The sequence below is a fragment of the Pseudomonas sp. B21-010 genome (assembly GCF_024749325.1).
Lineage (GTDB): Bacteria > Pseudomonadota > Gammaproteobacteria > Pseudomonadales > Pseudomonadaceae > Aquipseudomonas > Aquipseudomonas kilonensis.
This window is the reverse complement of the sequence record NZ_CP087198.1, coordinates 5,101,487-5,126,468: the sequence shown is the minus strand read 5'-3', so window position 1 is coordinate 5,126,468 and position 24,982 is coordinate 5,101,487. Positions and strand designations below refer to the sequence as shown.

General features: G+C 58.9%; 17 protein-coding genes. 10 read left to right on the top strand and 7 right to left on the bottom strand.

Annotation, left to right across the window (positions count from 1 at the left end; genetic code table 11):
- Positions 1–33 precede the first annotated feature (33 nt).
- The 4 genes from LOY50_RS22755 (at position 34) to LOY50_RS22740 (ending at position 3,252) form a co-directional block, all read left to right on the top strand.
- Positions 34–1,278: a hypothetical protein gene (locus LOY50_RS22755; RefSeq protein WP_258689253.1), complete on the top strand. Its 1,245-nt coding sequence runs from the start codon at positions 34–36 to the stop codon at positions 1,276–1,278.
- A 59-nt stretch (positions 1,279–1,337) separates the two neighbouring features.
- Positions 1,338–2,081, top strand: a complete 744-nt coding sequence (locus tag LOY50_RS22750) for a molecular chaperone (protein ID WP_258689252.1) — start codon at positions 1,338–1,340, stop codon at positions 2,079–2,081.
- A gap of 44 nt (positions 2,082–2,125) precedes the next feature.
- The gene (locus LOY50_RS22745; RefSeq protein WP_253477713.1) at positions 2,126–2,608 is read left to right on the top strand and encodes a CS1 type fimbrial major subunit; all 483 of its coding nucleotides are present in this window, start codon (positions 2,126–2,128) and stop codon (positions 2,606–2,608) included.
- A 149-nt stretch (positions 2,609–2,757) separates the two neighbouring features.
- Entirely contained in the window at positions 2,758–3,252 is a 495-nt protein-coding gene (locus LOY50_RS22740) for a CS1 type fimbrial major subunit (protein WP_253477711.1), read from the top strand.
- Between the two features lie 19 nt (positions 3,253–3,271).
- Here LOY50_RS22740 and LOY50_RS22735 read toward each other — a convergent pair whose 3' ends face one another.
- Positions 3,272–6,379 (bottom strand): transglycosylase domain-containing protein, encoded by a 3,108-nt coding sequence (locus LOY50_RS22735; protein ID WP_253477708.1) that lies wholly within the window; start codon positions 6,377–6,379, stop codon positions 3,272–3,274.
- Between the two features lie 992 nt (positions 6,380–7,371).
- Here LOY50_RS22735 and LOY50_RS22730 point away from each other — a divergent pair.
- From LOY50_RS22730 to LOY50_RS22705, 6 genes are all read left to right on the top strand, one after another.
- A complete protein-coding gene (locus LOY50_RS22730) occupies positions 7,372–7,833 on the top strand; it encodes an REP-associated tyrosine transposase (RefSeq protein WP_253477705.1) in 462 nt (153 codons plus the stop codon).
- 469 nt (positions 7,834–8,302) lie between these two features.
- Complete coding sequence (locus LOY50_RS22725) at positions 8,303–9,724, top strand: amino acid permease (protein WP_253477702.1); 1,422 nt, start codon at positions 8,303–8,305, stop codon at positions 9,722–9,724.
- Between the two features lie 175 nt (positions 9,725–9,899).
- Positions 9,900–10,265: a GtrA family protein gene (locus tag LOY50_RS22720; protein ID WP_253477699.1), complete on the top strand. Its 366-nt coding sequence runs from the start codon at positions 9,900–9,902 to the stop codon at positions 10,263–10,265.
- Positions 10,262–10,648, top strand: a complete 387-nt coding sequence (locus LOY50_RS22715) for a GtrA family protein (protein WP_253477696.1) — start codon at positions 10,262–10,264, stop codon at positions 10,646–10,648. The genes LOY50_RS22720 and LOY50_RS22715 overlap by 4 nt, the downstream gene beginning before the upstream one ends.
- Complete coding sequence (locus LOY50_RS22710) at positions 10,645–11,625, top strand: glycosyltransferase family 2 protein (protein WP_258689251.1); 981 nt, start codon at positions 10,645–10,647, stop codon at positions 11,623–11,625. The genes LOY50_RS22715 and LOY50_RS22710 overlap by 4 nt, the downstream gene beginning before the upstream one ends.
- Entirely contained in the window at positions 11,622–13,181 is a 1,560-nt protein-coding gene (locus LOY50_RS22705; RefSeq protein ID WP_258689249.1) for a glycosyltransferase family 39 protein, read from the top strand. The genes LOY50_RS22710 and LOY50_RS22705 overlap by 4 nt, the downstream gene beginning before the upstream one ends.
- A 46-nt stretch (positions 13,182–13,227) precedes the next feature.
- On the opposite strand, the gene LOY50_RS22700 is transcribed toward LOY50_RS22705, so the two are convergent.
- The 6 genes from LOY50_RS22700 to LOY50_RS22675 all read right to left on the bottom strand — a co-directional run bounded on the left by LOY50_RS22700 (position 13,228) and on the right by LOY50_RS22675 (position 24,975).
- Positions 13,228–15,645 (bottom strand): glycoside hydrolase family 3 N-terminal domain-containing protein, encoded by a 2,418-nt coding sequence (locus LOY50_RS22700; protein ID WP_258689247.1) that lies wholly within the window; start codon positions 15,643–15,645, stop codon positions 13,228–13,230.
- 337 nt (positions 15,646–15,982) lie between these two features.
- Positions 15,983–17,602 (bottom strand): FMN-binding glutamate synthase family protein, encoded by a 1,620-nt coding sequence (locus LOY50_RS22695; protein ID WP_253477684.1) that lies wholly within the window; start codon positions 17,600–17,602, stop codon positions 15,983–15,985.
- Between the two features lie 602 nt (positions 17,603–18,204).
- Positions 18,205–19,152: an IS110 family transposase gene (locus LOY50_RS22690; RefSeq protein WP_258688304.1), complete on the bottom strand. Its 948-nt coding sequence runs from the start codon at positions 19,150–19,152 to the stop codon at positions 18,205–18,207.
- A gap of 1,661 nt (positions 19,153–20,813) precedes the next feature.
- Positions 20,814–22,220, bottom strand: coding sequence for an ATP-binding protein (locus tag LOY50_RS22685; protein ID WP_253477681.1), 1,407 nt, complete (start codon positions 22,218–22,220; stop codon positions 20,814–20,816).
- Positions 22,217–24,019, bottom strand: coding sequence for a DAHL domain-containing protein (locus tag LOY50_RS22680; RefSeq protein WP_253477678.1), 1,803 nt, complete (start codon positions 24,017–24,019; stop codon positions 22,217–22,219). Before LOY50_RS22680 ends, LOY50_RS22685 begins: the two co-directional genes overlap by 4 nt.
- On the bottom strand, positions 24,016–24,975 hold the full coding sequence (locus LOY50_RS22675; RefSeq protein WP_253477675.1) for a cytochrome-c peroxidase: 960 nt from the start codon (positions 24,973–24,975) through the stop codon (positions 24,016–24,018). Before LOY50_RS22675 ends, LOY50_RS22680 begins: the two co-directional genes overlap by 4 nt.
- Positions 24,976–24,982: the final 7 nt, after the last annotated feature.

Here is a 24,982-nt window from a genome sequence, read left to right as displayed (position 1 = left end):
GTCTATTCAACGGAATTGAATGAGGTCGTACCAATGAAAGGATCACCGCTAGTCGAGCGCTGTGTGGTTTCAACGTTTTTGTTTGCTTGCGTGCCCATGGCCAATGCCGTTACCCAAGACATCAGCGCGGTGTTCAGGCCGGATCCGTCGAAGCCTCAGGAGGCTGCTTTTCTCAATACCACCCCTATGAGTGGTTATTGTGCAGAACTGCCTTCGCAATGCCAGATGTGGAAGATGTTCAGTGTCCGGCTGCCGCTGAGTGTCAATTCCATCAGGGCTATTCAGGCCGGGCACACAGATCCTCGGCAGGGGGCAATGTTTCAAGTGCCCGCCAACTGGCGCACGGCGCAAATCGTTCATTCAGGTACGGGCGAAACCGAGATCGTTCAAGTGCGTTGGGTCGGCATAGGCTCTCGATACCAATTCCCCGGCAGTGTCGTCGATCTGGTGGGCGGGGGCGTGGATCCAGGCACCGCTCACACCAAATTGTGGACCGACAACTGGGGTTACCCCCCGACAGGCTGTCATTGGAGCGGTTTTGGCCGTTTCGGGGAGAACTATTACGAGTTCTTCTGGAGGACGCCGATGGAAACTGTGTGCGCCAAAAAAGCCCAATATCTGATTCCCAGCATGGCCTATTCCTACGTGGACTTTGCCTATGAACTGCGCATGCCCAACCCTATGCGAATGACCGCAGGCCAGTACACGGGAGATGTGACGATTGGTATTGGGCCGGGTCGGGAATTGGACATGGGCGATGTCATGCTGCCCAACGATTCGGCGCTCACGCTCAATTTCAAGCTCGATGTGGAGCATGCCTTCAAAGTGGAAATCCCGCCCGGCGGCAACCGGGTCGAACTGGTGCCATCGGAAGGCTGGCAAGCCTGGCTGAACAGCGGGCACAAACCGACTCGGCTGTTTCGTGAGCAGCGCTTTCATATCTCGACGTCCTCACGCTTCAAGATGGCGCTCGAGTGCCAATACATCAGTGGCAATACGTGTGCGATCTCCGAAGCCGGCTCCGGTCATGCCGTACCGGTGGATGTCCGGGTAAGCCTGCCTGATGGGTTGACCGACTTCGCCGGTCAACCGGTCAACCGACGGCGCCTGCTGCGAGATGGCAGCGGTACAGAGTTGTTTTTGCCCAATGTTTATGTCGATCGCCAGCCGGGAAATCTTTCTTTCGAGATCGCCCAAGCGAGTGTCGAGGAGATGCTGGACGGTGGCGCCAGGACCTACATCGGCAATATCACGGTGATCTGGGATTCGGAAGTTTGATGGGCCCGCGGGCCGGCAATATTCAGTGAATTGTGTTTAGTGCAGAGGTTGAAAAAGTGATGAAACGGTTATTGGCATGGATGGGTGTTTTTTTGTTTTGCGGCGTGGCCCAGGCCGGGCCGCAGATCGGTGTCGGGGTGGTCTACGACTACCTCGACGGCGACAAAAGCACCTACATGAAACGGGTGTTCAACGGCGGGACGTCCACGGCGTTCGTCAAGGTCAACATCCTGGAAATCATCTACAACCAGGATGGCACCTATCAGGAAGTTCCCTTGCAGAACCAGGCCAGCGTCACGGCCAGGGACGGCCTGATGGCCAGCCCGGCGCGGCTGATCGTACCGGCCAACGGGGTGCAGGGCACGCGGTTGCTGTTCATGGGCAACCGCGACAAGGAGCGCTATTTCCGCGTGCGTTTTGTGCCGGTAGTGCCGGAGGCGGAGGATGAGTTCGCGGTCAGCGAGCAAGAGCGCGAAGCGTACAAGAAGGAACGCGTGGAGGCGGGGGTCAAGGTCCTGGCGGGCTACGGCACGGTGTTTTTCGTGCGGCCCAAGGATACCCGTTTCGAGACCGTGATCGATGACAACCCCGATCGTTACCTGATGCGCAACAACGGCAATAGCGTCCTGATTATCGATGAGTTCAAGGATTGTGTCGCGAAGCAGGAAAACGACTGCCGGCCCACCACCAAACACCACGTCATGGCCGGGCGCACGTTTTCGTTCGACAAGGAGGCGGGCCGTGAATATCGCTTCACGTTGATCGAAGGCGGCGTGACCAAAAACATCGAGATCAAGGGGTGACGATCACCTTCGTCGAACCCAGGCTGATGCCAAAGGTAATCAAAATGTTCAAGAAAACGGTATGCCCTCTTGCAGTGATGGCGTTGACGTTACCCTGGGTTTCGGCTTGGGGGGCGGTGGAGCGGGAGACGTTCGAGCTCTACGTGACCATTCCGACGGCGGATTTTTATGTGCTGCCCCTCGACCCGCAGCTAGTCCAGCGCGAACAACGCTTGCCGTTCAGCACCATCACCAATGAGCTCAGCCCACTGCGGGCGACCTACGAGGTGAAGAACAGCAATGGCTCCATCGGCGCACGCTTGAGTGAAGAGGCGTATTTGTCCAATGGCCGTGAACGAATCGACCTGCGGGTGAAGTTCAACAACGTTGAACTGACCCTGGATTCGACCCAGGTCGTATCGGCCATCGAGGCCCGGCCTGGACGTCAGGTGCCGTTGGAAATCGCCGCCATCAAGCCCGACGATGAATACAAACCGGGTGACTATTACGGCACGGTGCACATGGTGTTCGATGCGGTGGCGCCGTAGCCCTTTGAAGAACGTTGGCCTATCTGGCCCCACGTGGCGAGAGCACTTGCTCCCGCCGGCCTGCAAAGCAGGTCAAAACTAAAAGGTGCTGGCCGTTTAGGCGGGTGTGTACCTTTCATTGTTTAAAATATTATCAACAGGAGTTAAACATGTTTGGAAAATTGCTCTGCGCGACCGTACTTGGCGTCGCGGCCTTGAATACCTCTTTAATATTCGCTGCCGATAACGCACAGACGGCTATTCATATTACAGCGAACATTCCTAATAAACAGTTTCATGTGCAGCCACGCAATCCGGATTTTGGTAACGATGAGTACATGTATTACAACCCTGTAACCTACGAGTTGAGTTCCATACGCCATACCTTTGATGTAAAGAATACCGACGGCTCGGTTCATGCTTACCTTGAGGGACGCCCTGATCTGTCTAATGGTAGCGTGATCAGACCTTTGCGCGTCTGGTTCAATAACGTATTGTTGGGCTATGCGCCTCAAGAAGTAGTAGATGATGCCACGTCTACGCCAGGGACTCAGGTGGAAATGGTCATCAACCCGGTTAATTATGGCATCCCTCACTGGTCCGGGGGGCTGTACACCGCGAACTTCACTGTCATCTTCGATGCAGTTCCTCGCGTAACTCTTTAATCCAGGATCCCTGTACACGTCATTCGCTCGCCACCAACGGCTTGCACTGGGTATGAGTCCCCGGCTGCAAGTAGGGCGAGAGAAACGGCGCCATGCCTTTGAGAACCTGCACCGGCAAGGCCGAGGTGAACTTGAAGTTCTGCGCCGAGGCGCCTGGCACGAAGGCGGTGAGGGTGCCGAAATGGCTGTCGCCGATGTAGAACACGAAGGTGGCGGTGCGGTTGATCGACTTGGAACTGATCACCCGCCCACCGGAGCCGATGGCTTCGATGCGGTTGTCGCCGGTACCGGTCTTGCCACCCATGGCCAACGGTGTCCCATCGGCCAGTTTGAAACTGCCGGCCACGCGTTTCGCGGTGCCGGCATCCACCACCTGGGACAGCGCACCGCGCAAGGCCTGGGCCACTTCCACCGGCATCACGCGCTTGCCGTTATCCGGATTGCTCACCAGCCGTGTCTCGTAAGGCGTACCGACGGCAAAGTCCAGGCTGTCGACGCGCAGCGCGGGCTTGCGGATGCCATCGTTGAGGATAGTGCCGACCAGTTCCGCCAACGCAGCGGGGCGGTCGCCGGAGCTACCAATGGCGGTGGCCAGCGACGGCACCAGGTGGTCGAAGGGGTAGCCGACTTGTTGCCAGCGCTGGTGTATATCCAGGAAGGCTTCGATCTCCAGCATGGTGCGGATACGACTGTCGCGGGCGCTCTTGTGCCGGCTCTTGAACAGCCAGCTGTAGACTTCCTGGCGCTCGAACTCACTGGCCTTGACGATCTGGCTGAACTTGGCGTCGGGGTTGTTCAGCAGGTAACCCATCAACCACAGGTCCAGCGGGTGGACCTTGGCGATAAAGCCTTGGTCCGGCAGGTCATAGGCGCCGGGGCCGTAACTCTGGTAGAGCCGTTCCAGGCGTTCGTCGGTGAGTTTTTCGGCGCTCTTGGCCGATTTCAAGTGCGCGCGTACGAAGCGGTTGAAATTTTCCTGGCTGTCGTTGGGAAAGAAATAACGGTGTACGGCGGCCAGGCGGATCGCCGTAGGGCGCATGCCGTCGAGGAAGGTTTCCAGGCGTTGGCCGGTGTCCTTTTTCTGGTACTTCTTCCAGAACCTGAGCAGGAACGAGGTGCCTTCGCGGTCGGCGAACTGGGCCAGGTATTCCTGGCGGCGCGGGTCCTTGTCGTCCTTGAGCAGCTCGGAACTGTTATTGGGGCCGGCATAGGTGGCGTAGCGCACCAGGTCGCGCATCAGGCGGATGAACGGCAGGTTGATCGATTCACGCAGGGCGTCGCGCAGCGTGGGGATGCGGCCGTTGTCCTCGTTACGGAAGTTGTGGAAGGTGTGCAGCCCGCCACCGGTAAAGAACGCTTCTCCGGGGCTGGCTGAATAGGTCCGGTCCAGCGCGGCCTCGAGCATTTTCGGCAGGCTGCGGTCGGTGTTCTGGATCAGGTAGTCCACGGCCCAGCGGGAGAGGCGGTCCGGCTCGGCGATGTCGACTTTATTCAATGCCGCCGGGGTTTGCTGGGCATAGCGCTCGTGCAGCTCGGCGATGATCTGCAGATACGTGGTGAGCACCCGCAACTTGGCGGTGGAGCCCAGTTCCAGCTTGCTGCCTTCGTTGATGTCGAAGGGCTGGTCGGTGCTGTCGGTCTGCACTCGCACGCGCGAGCCGTCGGGGGTCAGTTCCAGCAGGGTGAAGCTGTACCGCACCTGGGTGGTGCTGGTGGGGGTCAGCAGGCGTTCGCCCATCAGGCCGATCTCGGTCGCGAAGGCCGGGTCGGCCAAGCGCTTGAGGTAGTCGGTGGCCTGGGCCTGCAAGTCGCTTTGCAAGGTGCTGGTGGCGGAGAGGTCGAGGCGATCGAGGTCGTACAGCGGACGATTGAGCAGGGCGGCGAGGCGACTGCGGGCGGCGCTGATGCCTTTGTTGGTTTCGTTGGGCTGGACGGTCGGGTCCTGGATCCAGTCGCGATAACTGACCTGGCTCGCCAGGGCCGCCTCGGACAACGCCGCATCGATCACGCCGTTCTGCGCCAACAGCCGGATGTGGCTGTCGGTCAGGCGCGCCAGTTCATCGTGACCCTTGGACAGGTAATGGGAGGGGCGGCGCTGGGCGATCATCAACGACAGCATTTCCCGCAGGGCCAAGCCTTTTTCCGCCAGGCTCTTGGGGTCGGTGGCGGTACTGAACAGCTGTTCATTGGCCCGCTTGAAATCGGCGCCGTACCAGACCCGCAAGCCTTCAGCCATGCCATGGACTTCACCATGCCCGGGCACGGCGGAGAGCGGCACGCTGTTGAGGTAGTCGCGGATGATCCGCTGCCGCGCCTCGAGGGTTTGCGGGCCGGGTTGGTAAGCGCGGACACTGGCGGAAATCATCTGGCGGATTTTTTCCGCGCCGGACACGGTCAGGCCCTCAGGCGAGTGACGGTACTTCTCCAGTTGTGTCGCCAACGTGCTGCCCCCGGCGGACTGCCCCGGCAGGCTCAACAGCTTGGCGACTTGCGACCAGGCCGCCATGCCGAAACGCGGCCAGTCCACTGCCGGGTTGGCCAGAGGTTGCTTGGGGTCGAGCAGGAAGCGGTTCTCGATAAACAACAGGCTCTGCACCACCACCGGCGGGATCGCTTCGAAGTTCGCATACAGTTGCTGCGGGTACTTGAACTGATAGACCGGCGCGGCGCGGCAGTCGGTGATGGTCAGGCCGGCCTGGATCTTTTCCGAATAGGGCACGAACAGGCCTTTCTCGACGTAGCCCATCAAGGCCGGCGAGAACCGCGCCTGGGCCTGGATCACGTAGTCGCGCTTGAGCAGGCGCGGCAGGAATTCCCCCAGCGCGCTGTAGCCCAAGCGCCGGTCGAACGGGCCTGCGCCCGGATAGACGATGGCATCGCTGGGCCCCGGCTGCACCGCATAGCTCAGGGCCGTGGCGTACTTGCTGATCTCCCGGGCCTGAAACCGCGAGGTGCGCATTTCCTTGGCCACCGCCAGGCCGACCACCACCACGATAATCAGCAGCAACAACCAGAATGCCCGCCAGCCATGCCGTGCGCGGCGTTTTTTTTGAGGTAAAGGCGCTTCTTCCATACGTTCAGTCGGGACCACAGGTTCATTCGAATCGGTTTGCCACAAAGCGCCCATAGTCGACTGATCCATTCACGCAGATTGATCGGACTTGCTTGAAGCTTAGACGGTGGTTGGCGTGGGAGGAGGGGAAATTATGGGGAAGCCCATACACGAGCATTTGTGAGATGCCATTGGCCAACGAGCTTTTGTGGCGAGAGAGCTTGCTCCCGCTCGGCTGCGCAGCAGACGCAACGGCGGTATGGCTGAAGAGCTTCAGCGGTTGAAAAGCGAGGGCGGCTTCGCCCCCCAGCGGGAGCAAGCTCCCTCGCCACGGTCGGTCTGCCTTCAGGATGGGGAGTTGCCAGCCTTGCGCGAAGAATGCACAGGTGCTTGCGGCTGTCCTGGTCTGAGGAGTTTTTGTGGCGAGGGAGCTTGCTCCCGCTCGGCTGCGCAGCAGACGCAACGGTGGCACGGTTGAAGAGTTTCAGTGGTTGAAAGCGAGGGCGGCTTCGCCCCCCAGCGGGAGCAAGCTCCCTCGCCACGGTCGGTCTGCCTTCAGGATGGGGAGTTGCCAGCCTTGCGCGAAGAATGCACAGGTGCTTGCGGCTGTCCTGGTCTGAGGCGCTTTTGTGGCGAGGGAGCTTGCTCCCGCTCGGCTGCGCAGCAGACGCAACGGTGGCATGGTTGAAGAGCTTCAGCGGTTGAAAAGCGAGGGCGGCTTCGCCCCCCAGCGGGAGCAAGCTCCCTCGCCACGGTCGGTGTGCCTTCAGGATGGGGAGTTGCCAGCCTTGTGCGAAGAATGCACAGGTGCTTGCGGCTGTCCTGGTCTGAGGCGCTTTTGTGGCGAGGGAGCTTGCTCCCGCTCGGCTGCGCAGCAGACGCAACGGTGGCATGGTTGAAGAGCTTCAGCGGTTGAAAAGCGAGGGCGGCTTCGCCCCCCAGCGGGAGCAAGCTCCCTCGCCACGGGGATTACGTCGTTTTCGGAAAAGTCGCTCAACCATCATCGCGTCGGATCGTCGCAGGCGAAGCTACCGTAGGTAGATCCCCCAAGCGTAGGAAGCCAAGGAATGCATCCTTCACGCCCAAACTCTCATCGCTTGCGTCACGGACGCTCTTCGGAACCGGGGCGAGGCTACCTCGTCACTGCGGTCGTTCACCAACGCACACCGATCTTCAACGACTTGCAACTGGGCCGCTTATTGGTGGCAGAAATGCGCCTGGTTCATGAGCGAGGTCAGGTCAATTCGCTGGCCTGGGTTGTGATGCCGGACCACTTGCATTGGTTGGTGCAGCTAGAGCAAGCTCAGCTCACGCATGTGATGCAGGTAGTCAAATCCCGCAGCACCCTCACAATCAATCGAGCAATGAATAGAAAAGGCGCCTTCTGGCAAAGCGGCTTCCATGACCGCGCGATCCGCGACAACGAAGATCTGAAGCCCTCCGCCCGCTACATCATCGCCAATCCGCTTCGGGCGGGGCTGGTGGATCGCATTGGCGATTACCCGCTCTGGGACACAGTATGGCTCTAGCAGCTCTTGTGGCGAGGGAGCTTGCTCCCGCTGGGTGGCGAAGCCGCCCTCGTTTTTGAGCTTTTAAAAGTTGGCGACTGCTGCGCAGTCGAGCGGGAGCAAGCTCCCTCGCCACAAGGTGAAGTGGTGCCTGAAAGCCTTGTGCTAGAGCCATCGGTCTGCGTCCGTACATGACGCTGCACCAATGCTGTGCAATACTCGGCGCCGTTTCCGTATGACCTGTCATCCCAGACAACGCCTCTCCAAAAGCCACTCGTGGCGCAGGCTTATCCCTGAATTTCACAGGTTTTACAGTGAAACTCTCTATCCCTGGCTTTTTATACTGCATGGCCCGCTGATCCTGAGGTTGTCGTTCCACAGGACGGTCTGTCCACAAGACAGACCCGGCTTCGGCAAGGTGGCAGGCCTATCGGCCTGTGGCTTTGGACGCTCGGGGGCTAATCCAATAACAAGACGAGGTTGTATCCCTATGCCTGTCGGCAATCATCTGCCCCATGGCGAGACCGCTCAGGGCGGTCCGCTCAAACGTGAACTCGGTGAGCGGCATATCCGCCTGATGGCGCTCGGCGCCTGCATCGGTGTCGGGCTGTTCCTCGGTTCGGCCAAGGCCATTGAAATGGCCGGTCCGGCGATCATGCTGTCCTACATCATTGGCGGCCTGGCGATCCTGGTGATCATGCGCGCCCTCGGCGAAATGGCCGTGCATAACCCGGTGGCCGGTTCGTTCAGCCGCTATGCCCAGGACTACCTCGGCCCACTGGCAGGCTTCCTGACCGGCTGGAACTACTGGTTCCTGTGGCTGGTGACCTGCGTGGCGGAAATCACCGCGGTGGCGGTGTACATGGGCATCTGGTTCCCCGATGTACCCCGCTGGATCTGGGCCCTGGCCGCGCTGGTCAGCATGGGCTCGATCAACCTGATCGCGGTCAAGGCCTTCGGTGAGTTCGAATTCTGGTTCGCCCTGATCAAGATCGTCACCATCATCGCCATGGTCATCGGCGGCGTCGGCATTATCGCCTTCGGCTTTGGTAACGACGGCGTGGCCCTGGGCATTTCCAACCTCTGGACCCACGGCGGCTTCATGCCCAATGGCGTGCAAGGCGTGTTGATGTCGCTGCAAATGGTCATGTTCGCCTACCTGGGCGTGGAGATGATCGGCCTGACTGCCGGTGAGGCGAAGAACCCGCAGAAAACCATCCCCAACGCCATCGGCTCGGTGTTCTGGCGGATCCTGCTGTTCTACGTCGGCGCGCTGTTCGTGATCCTGTCGATCTACCCGTGGAACGAAATTGGCACCCAGGGCAGCCCGTTCGTGATGACCTTCGAGCGCCTGGGCATCAAGACCGCCGCCGGCATCATCAATTTCGTAGTGATCACTGCCGCGCTGTCGTCCTGCAACGGCGGGATCTTCAGCACCGGGCGGATGCTCTACAGCCTGGCGCAGAACGGCCAGGCCCCGGCCGGTTTCGCCAAGACCTCTACCAACGGTGTACCGCGCCGCGCATTGCTGCTGTCCATCGCCGCGTTGCTGCTGGGCGTGCTGCTCAACTACCTGGTGCCGGAGAAAGTCTTCGTCTGGGTGACGTCCATTGCCACCTTCGGCGCGATCTGGACCTGGGTGATGATCTTGCTGGCCCAACTCAAGTTCCGTAAAAGCCTGAACGCTTCAGAGCGTGCGGCGCTGAAATACCGCATGTGGCTGTACCCGGTCAGCTCGTACCTGGCGCTGGCCTTCCTGGTGCTGGTGGTGGGCCTGATGGCGTACTTCCCGGATACCCGCGTGGCGTTGTATGTCGGCCCGGCGTTCCTGGTGTTGCTGACGGTGTTGTTTTATACCTTCAAGTTGCAACCGACTGAGGATGTGCGGGGAGGTGTGCGTTCGGTTTCGTAAGATAAAGCGCGAGGTAAAAAAGAAAGCCCTGGTCAGATGACCGGGGCTTTTTTGTAGGCGTCAGCCTGACCGTCCGTCGGAGTCAGTACCCGACCTGTAAGATCTGACAGTAGACCACCGCAGGACCCTGGCCTAGCTTGGAAGCCCGCCAATTGGCGAATGGCAAGGCTGCACAATGAACGGTTTTTCTGCGTTGATGGTTATCGCACTGGTCAATGGATTGATTCATTGCCAGGTTTTTTTCGTGCTGTATGGCGCTGTTGGACTGACTCAGGGAAGCAGTAACCTCGCGGCGTTCGGCGTGGCGGCGGCGTTTTCGTTTTATGTGAATGCGTTGTACATCTTCGAGCCCGGAGAGTCATGGCGCAGCTATTTGCTGTGCAATGGTTTGATGGGGATATTGAGTTACGCGGTCGGCTCGATGGGCGATGGCCTGGGTTCGCCTGGATGGGTGACGGTGGCTTTGTATTGCCTATTGAACCTGGCGATGGGGTACAGCTTGTTCCGGTTCAAACCGCTTCGTGCCTCTCAGCAGCCATGAACGAATCCCGAAAAGCAAGATGGAGCACTTTTTTTACTTATTCACTGGTCGGCCTCGCCAATACGCTGCTTCATTGGCAGATATTTTTTGTGCTGCGCGTAGCGGTCGGTCTCGATCAGTCGACCAGCAATCTTGCTGCGTTCTGTGTGGCGGCTTCCTTTTCCTATTACCTCAATGCGCTCTATACCTTCGAGGCCAAACTCTCGGTAACGGGGTATGTCACTTTCCTATGTGTCATTGGAGCGCTCAGTTATGCCGTGGGTTATCTGGGAGACCGCTGGCGGCTCCATGGATTGCTGACGGTGGCGGTATTTTCGCTGTTGAGCTTGGTGTTCGGATTTTTGCTCTCCCGGTTCGTGGTGTTTCGTGGATACCGTCCATGAAGATCTCGCTGATCGTTCCGGTGTTCAATGAAGAGCAGACCCTGGGACTGTTCTACAAGAGTGTCCGTCAGCATCCGGCGTTGGCCGGCTACAGCGTCGAAATCATATTCATAAACGATGGCAGCGCTGACCAGACGGATGCGCTTGCCCGTGACATCGTGCTGGTCGATAACCTGGTTGTGTTGATCAGTTTTTCCCGAAATTTCGGCAAGGAGCCCGCCTTGTTTGCCGGGATCGAGCACGCCAGCGGGGACGTGGTCATTCCAATGGACGTCGACCTGCAAGACCCCATCGAGGTTATTCCCAAGCTTGTTGCCGAATGGGAAAAGGGCGCCGAGGTAGTGCTGGCCAAGCGTCGTGATCGCTCGTCCGACAGTTACCTGAAGCGTGGATGTGCTGCGCTGTTTTATCGCTTGCTGGATCGGATCGCTTCTCCCCATATCGAGCGTAACGTAGGGGACTTCCGATTGATGGACCGTAAGGTAGTGGAGGTGATCAAGACCCTTCCCGAATATCAATTGTTCATGAAGGGTGTGCTGTCGTGGGCCGGTTTTACCACTGTCATTGTCGAATACGACCGCGCCGGTCGCGCCGCTGGTAGCAGCAAATTCAACGGCTGGAAGTTATGGAATTTGGCGCTCGAAGGCATCACGTCGTTCAGCACTGTGCCGTTGCGGTTGTGGACTTACCTCGGCGGTTTCATTTCATTGGTTTCGCTGGTGTATGCCGGGTACATGGTGCTGGACAAGCTGATCTTTGGAAACGATCTGCCCGGTTATCCATCCTTGATGACCGCGATTTTGTTTTTGGGTGGTGTGCAGCTGATTGGTATTGGTGTGTTGGGTGAGTACGTCGGACGGATCTATTTAGAGACAAAGCATCGTCCGAGGTACGTCATCAGGGAAATAGTTCGGGGAGAGTCGGGCGTGCGTGGAACTGACGAGAGCATTGGCGAACGGGTCGGTGATTATTCGTGACTAACTTTCGAGCCTATTCAGGAAAGCCTCCCAGCCGATTCGTCGACGGCGCAGCCTTGGCAGCCGTTGTGGTCCTGGCGCTGTGCGTACGTTTTTACGGCATCACAACACCGGCGATCTGGTACGACGAGGCCTTTAGCATCCTGCTTGCCAGGCACGAGCCGTGGCAGATCTGGTCTATTACGGCACGAGATATTCACCCACCGCTTTATTACCTCGCGCTGCACTACTGGATGATTTTGTTTGGCGACGGGGTCTTGGCTGTTAGATCGCTCAGTGTGATAGCCGACGTGGGCTCGGTTTTGCTGAGCATAAAGTTGATGAGCCTGGTTGCCACGCGAAGAGCAACCTGGATGGCTGCGTTGCTATTGGTGTTGCTGCCGATTTCGATTCGTTACAGCCAGGAAGCGCGCATGTACACCCTGCTCGGATTCTGGCTGATGGGCGCAACCGTGGCGTTGGTGTGCTGGGTTAAAGAACCAGAAAAAAAGCGGTTCCCAGCCATTTATGTGCTGTTGATGACGGCCGCTTTTTACACGCATTATTTCGCCGCATTGGGCGTGCTGGTTCATGGGTGCTATTGGCTGAGTCGCTTGAAGGCGGGTCCAAATTTACTCTCCGCGCGCCTCTGGATTTTGGTCTGCTGTGCAATCCTTGTCCTGTTTCTGCCCTGGCTACCTCATTTCATCGATCATCTCTCAGGCCGGCCGGGGCTTGGTTGGATACCGGCTATCACTTGGCAGGCGGTTGTGAATGTTGTCTGGCAGTTCACTGTGATGACAATCTGGGAGGGGCAATCGTCGCTTACTCGCGTTTTGCCTTGGTTGGTGGTGATCGCCTGCGCAGCGCTGCTGGTCTGGAAAGACACCGGTCTGCATCGCTTCAGTGTGTTATTGACCGGTTACTTTTTTATTCCCGTCCTCGCGCTGGCCTTCATGTCGTTGATTGCCCCGCTATTCATTCCGCGCTACTTGGTCTTCGCTGCAGTCGGGTTGTCGCTTCTGCTCTCAGCCGCGCTGGATGCAGTGGGGCTGCGACCTACGACCTTGTGCTTGGCCATCATGATTATGGCAGCAGCAGAAGTACAGGGACTGCTGACGGTGTATCGGCAAGCGGACGGCCTGAATGGAACTGAATTAAGAACGGATTTCCGACTTGACGGATTGGCAGCTGAGGTTAGGCAAGCGGCTCGGCCGGGCGACCAGATCGTATTGGATAATGCCATCTGGTATTTGCCATTCGCTTATTACAATCACACGGGCATACAGCCGAAGTTCTATATCTCATCATTCAAAGCCAATGATCTGGACGCCTTGGAACAGGGGGGGAACGCGCTCATTTCCGAAGGAAGTCAGTGGATATATTTCAATCAGTTGAAGGTGTTAACTCAAGGTGGAAACAGGGTTTGGTGGGTAGGGATGTCAGTTGATGCCAGCCCACTCCCGGAAAAAGATTGGGAAAAGACCGTTACCTTTGTGGATGGGCGGATGAATGCCTCTCTGTTTACCCTTAAAGCGGCACCCGCCCAGGTCGAGACGAGTTCAGCCGGTCACTAGTTCGTGCAACTCAGCAAACGCCGTGATGGCTCATTCAGCGCATCGATTAATCACGCAAGGTGCGTGGGATGGCTGGACCGGGGCCGGTCAGTTGTGCACTGGTGATGACTTCAAACTTCGCCTGATTATCAGTGGCAGAAGTGCCGCCGATGAACACCGTAAAAATGCCTGACTCCACGAATCGCAAGAGGTCATGGTTGAGCAACGCCCAGTCGTCCTGATCGAGCAGAAAGCTGACGGTTGTGCTTTCTCCTGGAGCGAGTCTGACTTTGGAAAAACCGCGCAGCATGCGCACCGGGCGCGTGATGCTTGCGACGTCTTGCCGTAGATACAACTGCACGGTTTCCTCTCCGGCTCGTTGACCGCTGTTCTGAACATCTACTTGGACGGTCAATGTTTCATCGAAGGCCAAGCGCTGTTTACTGAGTCTCGGGGTTTCATAGGTGAATGTGGTGTAGCTCAGGCCATGACCAAACGGGTAGAGAGCCGTCCACTTGGAATCGATGTAGCTTGAGGCGTATGCATTGGTGCCGCTCGGCGGTCGCCCAGTGTTTTTGCGGGCTAGATAGATAGGAACTTGCCCCACCGTGCGCGGGAAGGTAATAGGTAGCTTTCCGCTGGGGTTCACATCACCGAAAAGTACGTCCGCCACTGCGTGGCCCATTTCGGTACCCAAAAACCAAGCCTCGAGTATCGCGGGAACATGTTCGTCCACGGTGGGAATGGCCAGCGGACGTCCATTCATTAGGACGACTACCACAGGCTTGCCTGTTTTGATCAGTTGCGCGACCAGTGCATCTTGCGCTCCTGGCAGGCCAAGGGAAGTACGGCTTCGTGCTTCGCCGCTCATGTCTGCCGTTTCTCCCAGCGCAGCCACGATCACATCGGCATCCACGACCGCACGCTGAACCTCTTCAATGCCGGAGGTGTCCGTACTGCCGGGAGAGGCCGCCGGGACATAGACAACCTCCGTCATGGGCGATACGGCGCGCTTTATCCCCTCCAGTACGGTGATTGATTCGCTGGCACGACCGTCAGCGCTCCAGGAGCCCAAGCTGGACACACCGTCATTTGCGAGAGCTCCCACCACGACGAGCTTGCGTAGATTCTTTGAGAGTGGCAGCAACGCATCGTCGTTTTTTAGCAATACGATGGATTTTTGCGCGGCCTCTCGTGCCAGCGCGCGTGTGGGGGGCTGGAGCAACTGCGTTTTTTCGCGGGTAGGGTCGCTGTAGCGATATGGGTCGTCGAACAGGCCCAGACGCTGCTTCGCTTGAAGCACTCGACGCACGGCTCCATCAATAGCGTCTTGTGAAAGTTGACCGCTGCGCACCAGTGCCGGTAGTTCAGCGTTGTAGTCACCGCTGACCATGTCGATATCAACAGTCGCATTGAGAGCAAGTCTCGCAGCCTCTCGGGGAACGGAGGCAACGCCGTGCGGTATCAATTCCCTTATGCCCGCCCAATCACTGACGACGACTCCCTGGAAGCCCCATTCATCGCGCAGCTTCTGTTTGAGCAGTTTCCTGTTGGCGTGCATCGGCATACTGTCCACTTCATTGAAACCGGGCATGATCGTATCGACGCCCGCTTCGACAGCGGCCCGAAAGGGCGTGAGATAGACTTCTTCCAATGTGCGCTCGGACAGGTCGGAAATGTTGTAGTCAAGGCCGCCTTCGGCCGCGCCATAAGCGACGAAATGCTTGGCTGTAGACAGTATTGACGAGGTGTCGGGGGGACCTTTACCACGAAATCCTCGTACACGCGAAGCGGCGAGGGCAGCCCCCAGGAATGGATCTTCACCGGCGCCCTCTATCACTCGACCCCAACGCGAATCCCGTGCGATATCGACCATAGGGGCGAAGGTCCAATGAAGGCCGCTGGCCGTTGCTTCGACTGCGGCGGCCCTGGCGGTTCGTTGCGACAGGTCTGGGTCCCAGGCCGACGCTTCGGCCAATGGGACGGGAAATATCGTGCGGAAACCGTGGATCACATCGAACGAGAACAACTGCGGAATATGCAGGCGCGAGCCTTGGACTGCTTCGTGCTGCAATCTTCGAGTGTTTTCGGCGCCATAGGCACCTAATAGCGAACCGGCCTTTGAGGTGCCGATTTTTTTGGGGTCATTGGCGTCTTCGATTGGGCCGGTGGGTATGGTGAGTACACTCAGTTGGGTCAGTTGATCGGCCTTTTCTTCAAGGGTCATTTGCCCGATCAACCGTTCGATGAATGCCGCGTCCTCTTGTGATTTTTGAGTGCGTTCATTGGCTTGGGCAATGGAAGCAAGCCATGTGGCGACAATCAACATACCAAGCAAGATTGCCGAGACCAGGTGGGTCCAGTCCATGGGATTAGACCTTAGGTACGCTTGGCGACGATTGTCCGGCCGCCGCACGGCAAACCTCACCGAACCCAATGCCACAAAAAGCGAAGCAAAACCAACCAGATCGCGTCGGGTCAACATAAGCACCTTCCATGACGAGCGAACCATCGGGGTGGATGGTCAATCGTGAGGAAGTTGGCGTCTACTGTCAGAACTTACAGGTGCGTTGTGGGTTCGGCGTAAAAAGTCGGGTAATGCAGTGCACTTGAGAGGCGTAAGGACCTTGTGGTGAGGGAGCTTGCTCCCGCTCGGCTCTGTAGGAGCTGTCGAGTGCAACGAGGCTGCGATCTTTCCCCAGACTATTGAGTCCTGAGCGAAAGATCAAAAGATCGCAGCCTTCGGCAGCTCCTACGCGCAACCCAGCGGGAGCAAGCTCCCTCGCCACAAAAGCTAGTGCGCACCGGCAGATATCCGGTGCTTAAGCCGCGGCTATTTCCAGCGGCTCAAAACTATCCGCCCGCGCCATCTGCCACATCCGCGAATAAAACGCCCCATTGACCTCACCCGTCAGCAATTCCCCCGGCTTCAAAAACACATGCAACTGAGAGAACAACTTCACCTCGGTGGCCGACATGCGCCGTACCAGATGCTTGGGCTGCAATTGCGACGGATGCTCAAGCCCGGCGGCGGCGAGCATTTCGGCCAGGGCCTTGAGGGTGTTGCGGTGGAAGTTGTAGACCCGTTGGGCTTTATCCGGGACGACCAGTGCGCGCTGGCGCAGGGTGTCCTGGGTGGCGACGCCGGTGGGGCATTTGTTGGTGTGGCAGCTTTGCGACTGGATGCAGCCGATGGCGAACATGAAGCCGCGCGCGGCGTTGGCCCAGTCGGCGCCGATGGCCAGGACGCTGGCGATGTCGAAGGCGCTGACGATCTTGCCGCTGGCGCCGAGCTTGATCTTGTCCCGCAGGTTCAGGCCCACCAGGGTGTTGTGCACGAACAGCAGGCCCTCGCGCAACGGCACGCCGATGTGGTCGGTGAATTCCACTGGCGCCGCGCCCGTACCGCCTTCCTTGCCGTCGACCACGATGAAGTCGGGCAGGATCCCGGTTTCCAGCATGGCCTTGGCGATACCCATGAATTCCCACGGATGCCCCAGGCAGAACTTGAAGCCCACCGGTTTGCCGCCGGACAGTTCGCGCAGTTGCTGGACGAACTGCATCAGTTCGATCGGCGTGGAAAACGCGCTGTGACGTGACGGCGAAACACAATCCTCGCCCATGAGGATGCCCCGGGTCTCGGCGATTTCCCGGGTGACCTTGTGCTTGGGCAGGATCCCGCCGTGGCCGGGTTTGGCGCCCTGGCTCATCTTGATTTCAATCATCCGCACCTGCGGGTCCTGCGCCTGGGCGGCGAAGCGCTCCGGGTCGAAGCGCCCGTCGCTGGTGCGGCAGCCGAAATAACCGCTGCCCAGTTCCCAGGTCAGGTCGCCACCGTGTTCGCGATGGTAGGGGCTGATACTGCCTTCACCTGTGTCGTGGGCGAAGTTGCCCAGCTTGGCCCCCTGGTTCAGCGCCCGGATGGCGTTGGCGCTCAGGGAGCCGAAACTCATGGCCGAAATGTTGAACACCGACGCTGAGTACGGCTGGGTGCACTGCGGGCCGCCGACCGTCACGCGAAAACCGCTGGGATCGCTCAACGGTGCCGGACGCATGGAATGGCCGATGAATTCGAAGCCGGTCTGGTAGACGTCGATCAAGGTGCCGAACGGTTTGTCGGCGCTTTCGTTCTTGGCCCGGGAATACACCAGCGAGCGCTGGGCCCGGGAGAAGGGCAGGGCATCGCTGTCGGATTCGAGCAGGTACTGGCGGATCTCCGGGCGAATGCCTTCGACCAGGTAGCGGATATTGCCCAGGATCGGATAGTTGCGACGCACGGCGTGACGGCTTTGCAGCAGGTCGAACAGCCCCAGCAGACTCAACAGCCCGGTCACCAGCGCGAGCGGCCAAAGCCAGTCGTGTTGCAGGAACGGCAGGCTGGCCAGGGTGAAGATGACACAGCCGGCAAAGAAGGCGTAACGACTCAGCAAAGACAGGCTCATACGGTTTCCTTGGGGGGAGCGATTGGCGAGACATTAGCTTGGAATGCAGCTTGTGGCGAGGGAGCTTGCTCCCGCTGGGCTGCGAAGCGGCCCCAATTGGATCGCTGCGATCATTCAGGTAGACCGCGTCAGCCGGTTTTACGACGGCTGCGCCGCCGAGCGGGAGCAAGCTCCCTCGCCACAGGGGCTGCGTATTGGCTGGAATCACAGTTTATGAGCGCCAGAAAAACCTGTGGGAGCGAGCTTGCTCGCGATGGCGGTTGCACACTCAACTCCTTCATCGACTGTGCCACCGCTATCGCGAGCAAGCTCGCTCCCACAATTTGGACTGCCGGCGTGTTCAGCTCGCCTGCTTCATCCCACAATTGGTTTTGTGGTGAAACGCGGGCCGTTGTGGCGAGGGAGCTTGCTCCCGCTGGGCTGCGAAGCGGCCCCAGTTGGTTCACCGCGGTGGGTCAGGCAGACGGCATCAGCCGTTTTGCGACGGCTGCGCCGCCGAGCGGGAGCAAGCTCCCTCGCCACAGGGGCTGCGTATTGGCTGGAATCACAGTTTATGAGCGCCAGAAAAACCTGTGGGAGATTCTATGGTGCGGGGCTACCCCTTAAATGCCTTTCGGTAAGTATTCGCTCTGGTTCTTCAGCAGGGCGAATACCACTCGAGCAAGCTTGCGGGCCAGTGCCACTAATGCTTCGGTTGTGCTGAGTCCCCGGGCCCTCAGTGCCTCATAAAAACCCTTCCATGCCGCTGTGCGCCTCGCCGACATTGCGGCGTTGTGCATCAGTCGACGTGCCTCTGGGTCACCTCGCTTAGACAGGCAGCGGCGGCCCTTCTTTTTCCCTGAATCCGATATACGCAGGTCTAGGCCCAGAAAAGCGATGAAGGCATCGGCGTTTCTGAAATCCCCACGCTGAAACGACGTGAGCAAACGAGCACCGTTCAACAGGCCAATGCCTTCGACTTTCATGCAACGCTTGAGTTGAGCACCCAAGCCCGCTGCTTCCAACTGCGTCTGGATTGTTTTTTCAAGCAAGACCTCCAGTCGTTGCATGGCCTTTATCTGGTTCTCAAAGGCACTTTTGAGCAACGGTTCGTTTGACCAGCTTTGCTTGAGGCTGACACGCGCCTGAACCAAGGCTGCCCGGCGCCGGAAAAGGCTTATAAGCCGGCAATACAGGGGCGATGGCGGGGTCCACGGGTGCAACTGGTGGCCTTCGTTGTTCAAGTAGCGAGCCAACAACCGAGCATCCAGCGCATCGGTTTTAGCGCGAACTTTCACACCTTTGCGGTAATGGCTGAGCTCGTAGCCGCCAATCATGTAGATCACACAACCTTGCGCATAAGCCAGGTCGGCGAATTCCTGGTGATAGATATTGGTGGCTTCGATGGCGACATCCACTGGCGCGGGCAGCTCCTTGAGCCACTTCTTGATCGCAGCTTTGGTGTTGGGGATCGCTTCCAGTCGATCTGTTTCTGCGTGATAAATCACCAACTCATCTTTGGCGACATCAACACCCACGATCGGCTTTGCGACAGAAACCGGCATTGCCATTGAAAATCCTCCGGGCTAAGGTTTGAACACTTGAAGGGTTCACCCAGAGGCGCAGGCTTGTTCCTATCGTCGGTCTAGGCCAGATGCATTCTTTATCGGCGCTTGGGTGAAAGGAGGAGGGGTGAAATCTCCCACGGTCTGTACTGCGCGAACAGTCAGAATCGAGCTTTGTCCCTCTTCCTCCCTTCAAGTCCTACCATACAAGCGAGCTTGCTCGCGATGGCGGTTGCACACTCAACACCTGCATTGACTGACCCACCGCTATCGCGAGCAAGCTCGCTCCTACAATTTGAACTGCCGGGGGGTGAGCTCGCCTGCTTCATCCCACAATTGGTTTTGTGGTGAAACGCCGGCCGTTGTGGCGAGGGAGCTTGCTCCCGCTGGGCTGCGAAGCGGCCCCAATTGGATCGCTGCGATCATTCAGGTAGACCGCGTCAGCCGTTTTGCGACGGCTGCGCCGCCGAGCGGGAGCAAGCTCCCTCGCCACAGGGGCTGCGTATTGGCTGGAATCACAGTTTATGAGCGCCAGAAAAACCTGTGGGAGCGAGCTTGCTCGCGATGGCGGTTGCACACTCAACACCTGCATTGACTGACCCACCGCTATCGCGAGCAAGCTCGCTCCCCCAATTTGAACTACCGGGGGCTCAGCTCGCCTGCTTCATCCCACAATTGGTTTTGTGGTGAAACGCGGGCCGTTGTGGCGAGGGAGCTTGCTCCCGCTGGGCTGCGAAGCGGCCCCAATTGGATCGCTGCGATCATTCAGGTAGACCGCGTCAGCCGGTTTGCGACGGCTGCGCCGCCGAGCGGGAGCAAGCTCCCTCGCCACAGGGGCTTCGTATTGGCTGGAATCACAGTTTATGAGCGCCAGAAAAACCTGTGGGAGCGAGCTTGCTCGCGATGGCAGTCGCACACTCAACTCCTTCATCGACTGACCCACCGCTATCGCGAGCAAGCTCGCTCCCACAATTTGAACTGCCGGGGGCTCAGTTCGCCTGCTTCATCCCACAATTGGTTTTGTGGTGAAACGCGTGCCGTTGTGGCGAGGGAGCTTGCTCCCGCTGGGCTGCGAAGCGGCCCCAATTGGATCGCTGCGATCATTCAGGTAGACCGCGTCAGCCGTTTTGCGACGGCTGCGCCGCCGAGCGGGAGCAAGCTCCCTCGCCACAGGGGCTGCGTATTGGCTGGAATCACAGTTTATGAGCGCCAGAAAAACCTGTGGGAGCGAGCTTGCTCGCGATGGCAGTCGCACACTCAACACCTGCATTGACTGACCCACCGCTATCGCGAGCAAGCTCGCTCCCACAATTTGAACTGCCGGGGGCTCAGCTCGCCTGCTTCATCCCACAATTGGTTTTGTGGTGAAACGCGGGCCGTTGTGGCGAGGGAGCTTGCTCCCGCTGGGCTGCGAAGCGGCCCCAATTGGATCGCTGCGATCATTAAGGTAGACCGCGTCAGCCGGTTTGCGACGGCTGCGCCGCCGAGCGGGAGCAAGCTCCCTCGCCACAGGGGCTGCGTTTGGCTGGAATCACAGTTTATGAGCGCCAGAAAAACCTGTGGGAGCGAGCTTGCTCGCGATGGCAGTCGCACACTCAACACCTGCATTGACTGACCCACTGCTATCGCGAGCAAGCTCGCTCCCACAATTTGAACTGCCGGCGTGTTCAGCTCGCCTGCTTCATCTGCCGCACCGGCAATTCCACGCGGAAGGTAGTGCCGACGCCGACTTCGCTGCGTACCGTGATTTCGCCGTTGTGTTTTTTCACGATGCCGTAGGACAACGACAGCCCGAGCCCCGTGCCCTGGCCGATGGGTTTGGTGGTGAAGAACGGGTCGAAGATTTTCTGCAGGGTCTCGGGGGGGATGCCCGAGCCGTTGTCGGCGACTTCGATCCAGACGGTTTCGTCACCAACGCCGTTGCGCAGGGTGATGGTGCCGCGCTCGGGGCCGATGGCCTGGGCGGCGTTGACGATCAGGTTCATGATCACCTGGTTGATCTGCGACGGCAGGCATTCCACTTCCGGCAACGGCGTGTATTCCTTGACCACGTCGGCCTTGTACTTGATTTCATTGGCGACGATGTTCAGCGTCGAGTCCATGCCCTGCTGCAAATTGGCCATCTGCCATTCCTGCCTGGAATCGACGCGGGAGAAGTCCTTCAGGTCCTTGACGATCTGCCCGACCCGGCCAATGCCATCCTTGGACTCCTTGATCAGCAGGGGGATGTCCTCGACGAGAAAGTCCAGCTCCACCTGTTCACGCAGCTTGCGCAAACTCACCACCAGTTCCGGCGAGGCGATGGCCTCCTCGGCGCTGCCGTAGGCGCTGAGCATTTCCTGGAGTTTGCCGAAGTAGCCGTCCAACGCTCCCAGGTTGGAAGAAATGAAACCGATCGGGTTGTTGATTTCGTGGGCCACCCCGGCCGCCAACTGGCCCAGCGAGGCGAGCTTTTCCGATTGCACCAGTTGGGTTTCCAGCATCTTGCGTTCGTCGATCTCCATTTGCAGCAGCTCGCTGGCCTGTTTGAACGCCTGGGTGCGTTGTTCCACCAGGTCTTCGAGCTTGTTCATTTTCAGTTGCGCACGGGAGGTCATTTCCCACTTGGTGGTCAGGGTGTTGGCCATCTGCTGGACTTCGATGTTGTCGAACGGCTTTTTCAGGATCAGCAAACGGTCGTGGCCGTTCAGACGGTCGAGCAGTTCATCCCAGGAATAATCCGAATAGGCGGTGCAGACCACCACTTGCAGCAACGGGTCGCGTTTCCACAGTTCTTCGATGGTCTTGGCGCCATCCCAGCCTTCGGGCATGCGCATGTCGACAAAGGCCAGGGCATAAGGACGCCCTTTTGCCGATGCCTCCAGCAACTTGTTCAGGCCTTCCTGCCCGCCATAGGCCGAGTCGAGTTCGAACACCGTGGCGGCAGGTTTTGGCGCATCGCCGAACAGCGCGCTTTCCATGTCCAGCAAGTCAGCGTTGCTGTCATCCTCCGGGGTGAGGATCTTGCGGAAATCTTCATGAATGGCGGGTGTATCGTCGATCAATAGGATACGGCGGTTACTCATGCTATTCATGGCTCACCTTCTGCAAGTTTCAGGGGCAGTTGCAGTTGGAACGTTGCCCCCGTGCCTGGCCCCTCACTATGGGCGGTGAGTTGGCCGTTCATTTCAATGGCCGCCAATGCGCAGCTGTGCAGGCCAAAGCCGTGGCCTTCCTTACGCGTGGTAAAACCGTGGGCGAAGATACGCGTCATGTTTTCCTCCGGGATGCCTTCGCCTTCATCCTTGACACTGATTTGCAGGGTCTGGCCATCGACGACGGCAGCCTTCAGGGTCATGTTCCGCGCATGGTTGGACACTCCGGCCATGGCGTATTTAGCGTTGCTGATCAGGTTGATCAGGATCAACAGCAAGCGGTGTTTGTCACCCATGATCCGCGGCACTTCGCCGTATTCCTTGATCACCGTAACATGATGGCGGGTCAGTGCGCCGGAGTTCATGCGCAGGGCATCTTCAAGCAGCTCGCTGACTACCAAAGGTTCCAGCAGGCTGTTGGCCCCGGCATAGGATTGCTGGGTGGAGACGATGTCCTTGATGTGGTCCACGCTCTTGCTCAACTGGGCCAGTTCGTCGGTCAGGCCCTGTTGCTCGAGCGCGATGGCCTCGACCAGTTGGTTGAGGTAGCCGGGCAGCAGCTTGCCTTTGGCGTCCTCGGTGAGAAAGTGCCCGAGGTCATCGGCGTGCTCGTTGAACAGTTGCATCGCCTTGCCCAGCCCCAGGGCCTTGCTGCTGCGCAGTTTACGGCTGACCAGGTCGGCGGAGATGTTCACGCTGTTGAGGACGTTGCCGACGTTGTGCAACACGTTGGTCGCGATTTCCGCCATGCCGGCCTGGCGGGCGGTGTCCATCAATTCACTCTGGGTGTCCTTGAGCTGGCGGGTACGCTCCTCGACCCGTTGCTCCAGCTCGTCGTTGGCGGTTTGCAGGGCGTTGTTGACCCGCTTGATCTCGGCGAAGCTGCGTATCAGCCGGATTGCCAGCCAGATCAGGATCAGCACCAGGACCGTGGCGAACACCAGGAGGTAAACGTGGTTGCGCTCGTATTTGGCGGCGGCTTTTGCCTGGTCTTTCTCAAGCAGTTGGGTGATGGTGTCCAGGCGATTGGCCAAGGGGATCGCTTCGATGCCCAGTAACAACTCATTGACCCGTGGCTGTTCGCGCAGGATCACCCCGATGTGCCTACGCAGGACTTCGACGGAGTTGAGCAACCCCTCAGGCAGGCGCTCCTTGTTGATATCCAGCTGGTTCAAGCCCAACAGGACCTGGGCTGCGATCTCAGGGGAGCTGAGCTGCGCGAACTCCATGGCGCTGAGCAGCAGGTCGTAAGTGTCGATGGCAACGCTCTGCAACTCCAGTTTGTACGTGTCGGGCAGCCGGGCGAACTGGCCCTGGATGTCGTCCTCGCCGGTGGGCAGGAAGGCCAGGGAGTTGCGCAACACCGCGTTATGGGATTTGAACTGTTCTACCAGACGGGTTTTTTCCTTGACCGCCTTGAGGTATTCGTCGCGCTGGGCCTCCCAGAGTGACGGCCCATGGCGCCCCGGTTCCGATTCGATGGCGTCCAGGCGCTGCCACAGGCGCGACATTTCGTGCAGGGGGGAGACCAGGGGGTCGTAGTTGTGGGTCAGGGCGATCCGCGACTTGAGCACTTCGTTGTCCCAGATGGCGTCCTGTTGCTTGAGCAGGCGGATCAGGTCCCGGGACTCAATGTACGAGGCAGCCTGCTGGGCCCCTGAATTGATGTACATGAACAGCAGGACCGATGCCAGCAACAGACCGATGAATGCAAGACCGAGGCGACGGAGAGTGGTCATAGAGGCTTGCCCTCCGATTCGCCGGTCAGGGTCTTGAGGAACTCGACGATCAGGGTCGTATCGTTCTTGAGGGGTTCACGGCCCAGTTGGTACTTGAACATGACCTCCACCGCGTGTTCCAGGGTCGGCGCCGACGCGTCATGGAAATACGGGGCGGTGACGGCCACGTTGCGCAGGCTCGGCACCTTGAAGACCTGGCGGTCGGCTTCATCGCCAGTGATGTTGTAGCGTCCTTCGTCGGCTCGGGTGGGGTTGCCACGGTCCTTGATGTAGTCGCCCATGACCCCGAACTTCTGGAACATGTTGCCGCCGATGTTCACGCCTTGGTGGCAGGCGATGCAGCCGTACTCCTTGAAGCGCTGGTAACCGAACTTTTCCCGGGGCGTGAGGATGTCGGTATTGCCCTGCAGGTATTGGTCGAAGCGCGAATTGGGTGTCTGCAAGGTGCGCTCGTAGTCGGCCAGGGCACTGCGGATATTGGGCTCGTTCACCCCGTCGGGGTAGGCCGCCTTGAAGTCCTTGGCATAGCCCGGGTCATCGGCGATGCGCTTGACCACCGATTCCCAGGTATTGGCCATCTCCGTGGGGCTGATCACCACGAAGTGCACCTGTTCTTCCAACGTTTCGACGCGGCCATCCCAGAACTGATGGAAGTTCAGCCCGGCATTGAACACGGTGGGTGTATTGACCTCCACGGGCTTGCCGTCGAACCCCAGGGAAAACGGCTTGTCGTCGGCGCCGCCCTTGTCCAGGTGATGGCAACTGGCGCAGGACAGGGTGTTGTTGACCGACAGTCGCGGGTCATTGAACAGCCGAAGCCCCAGTTGGACGCGCTTGGGGTCCAGGGCCGGAATCGGGGGCAGGGGTTTGAGGGGTTCGTCCAGTGGTTCGGCGTGAGCGGTCACGCTTGATCCCACGAGCAGGCCGAGAGCCAGAATCAGTCCATGTAACGCCATGGGATGC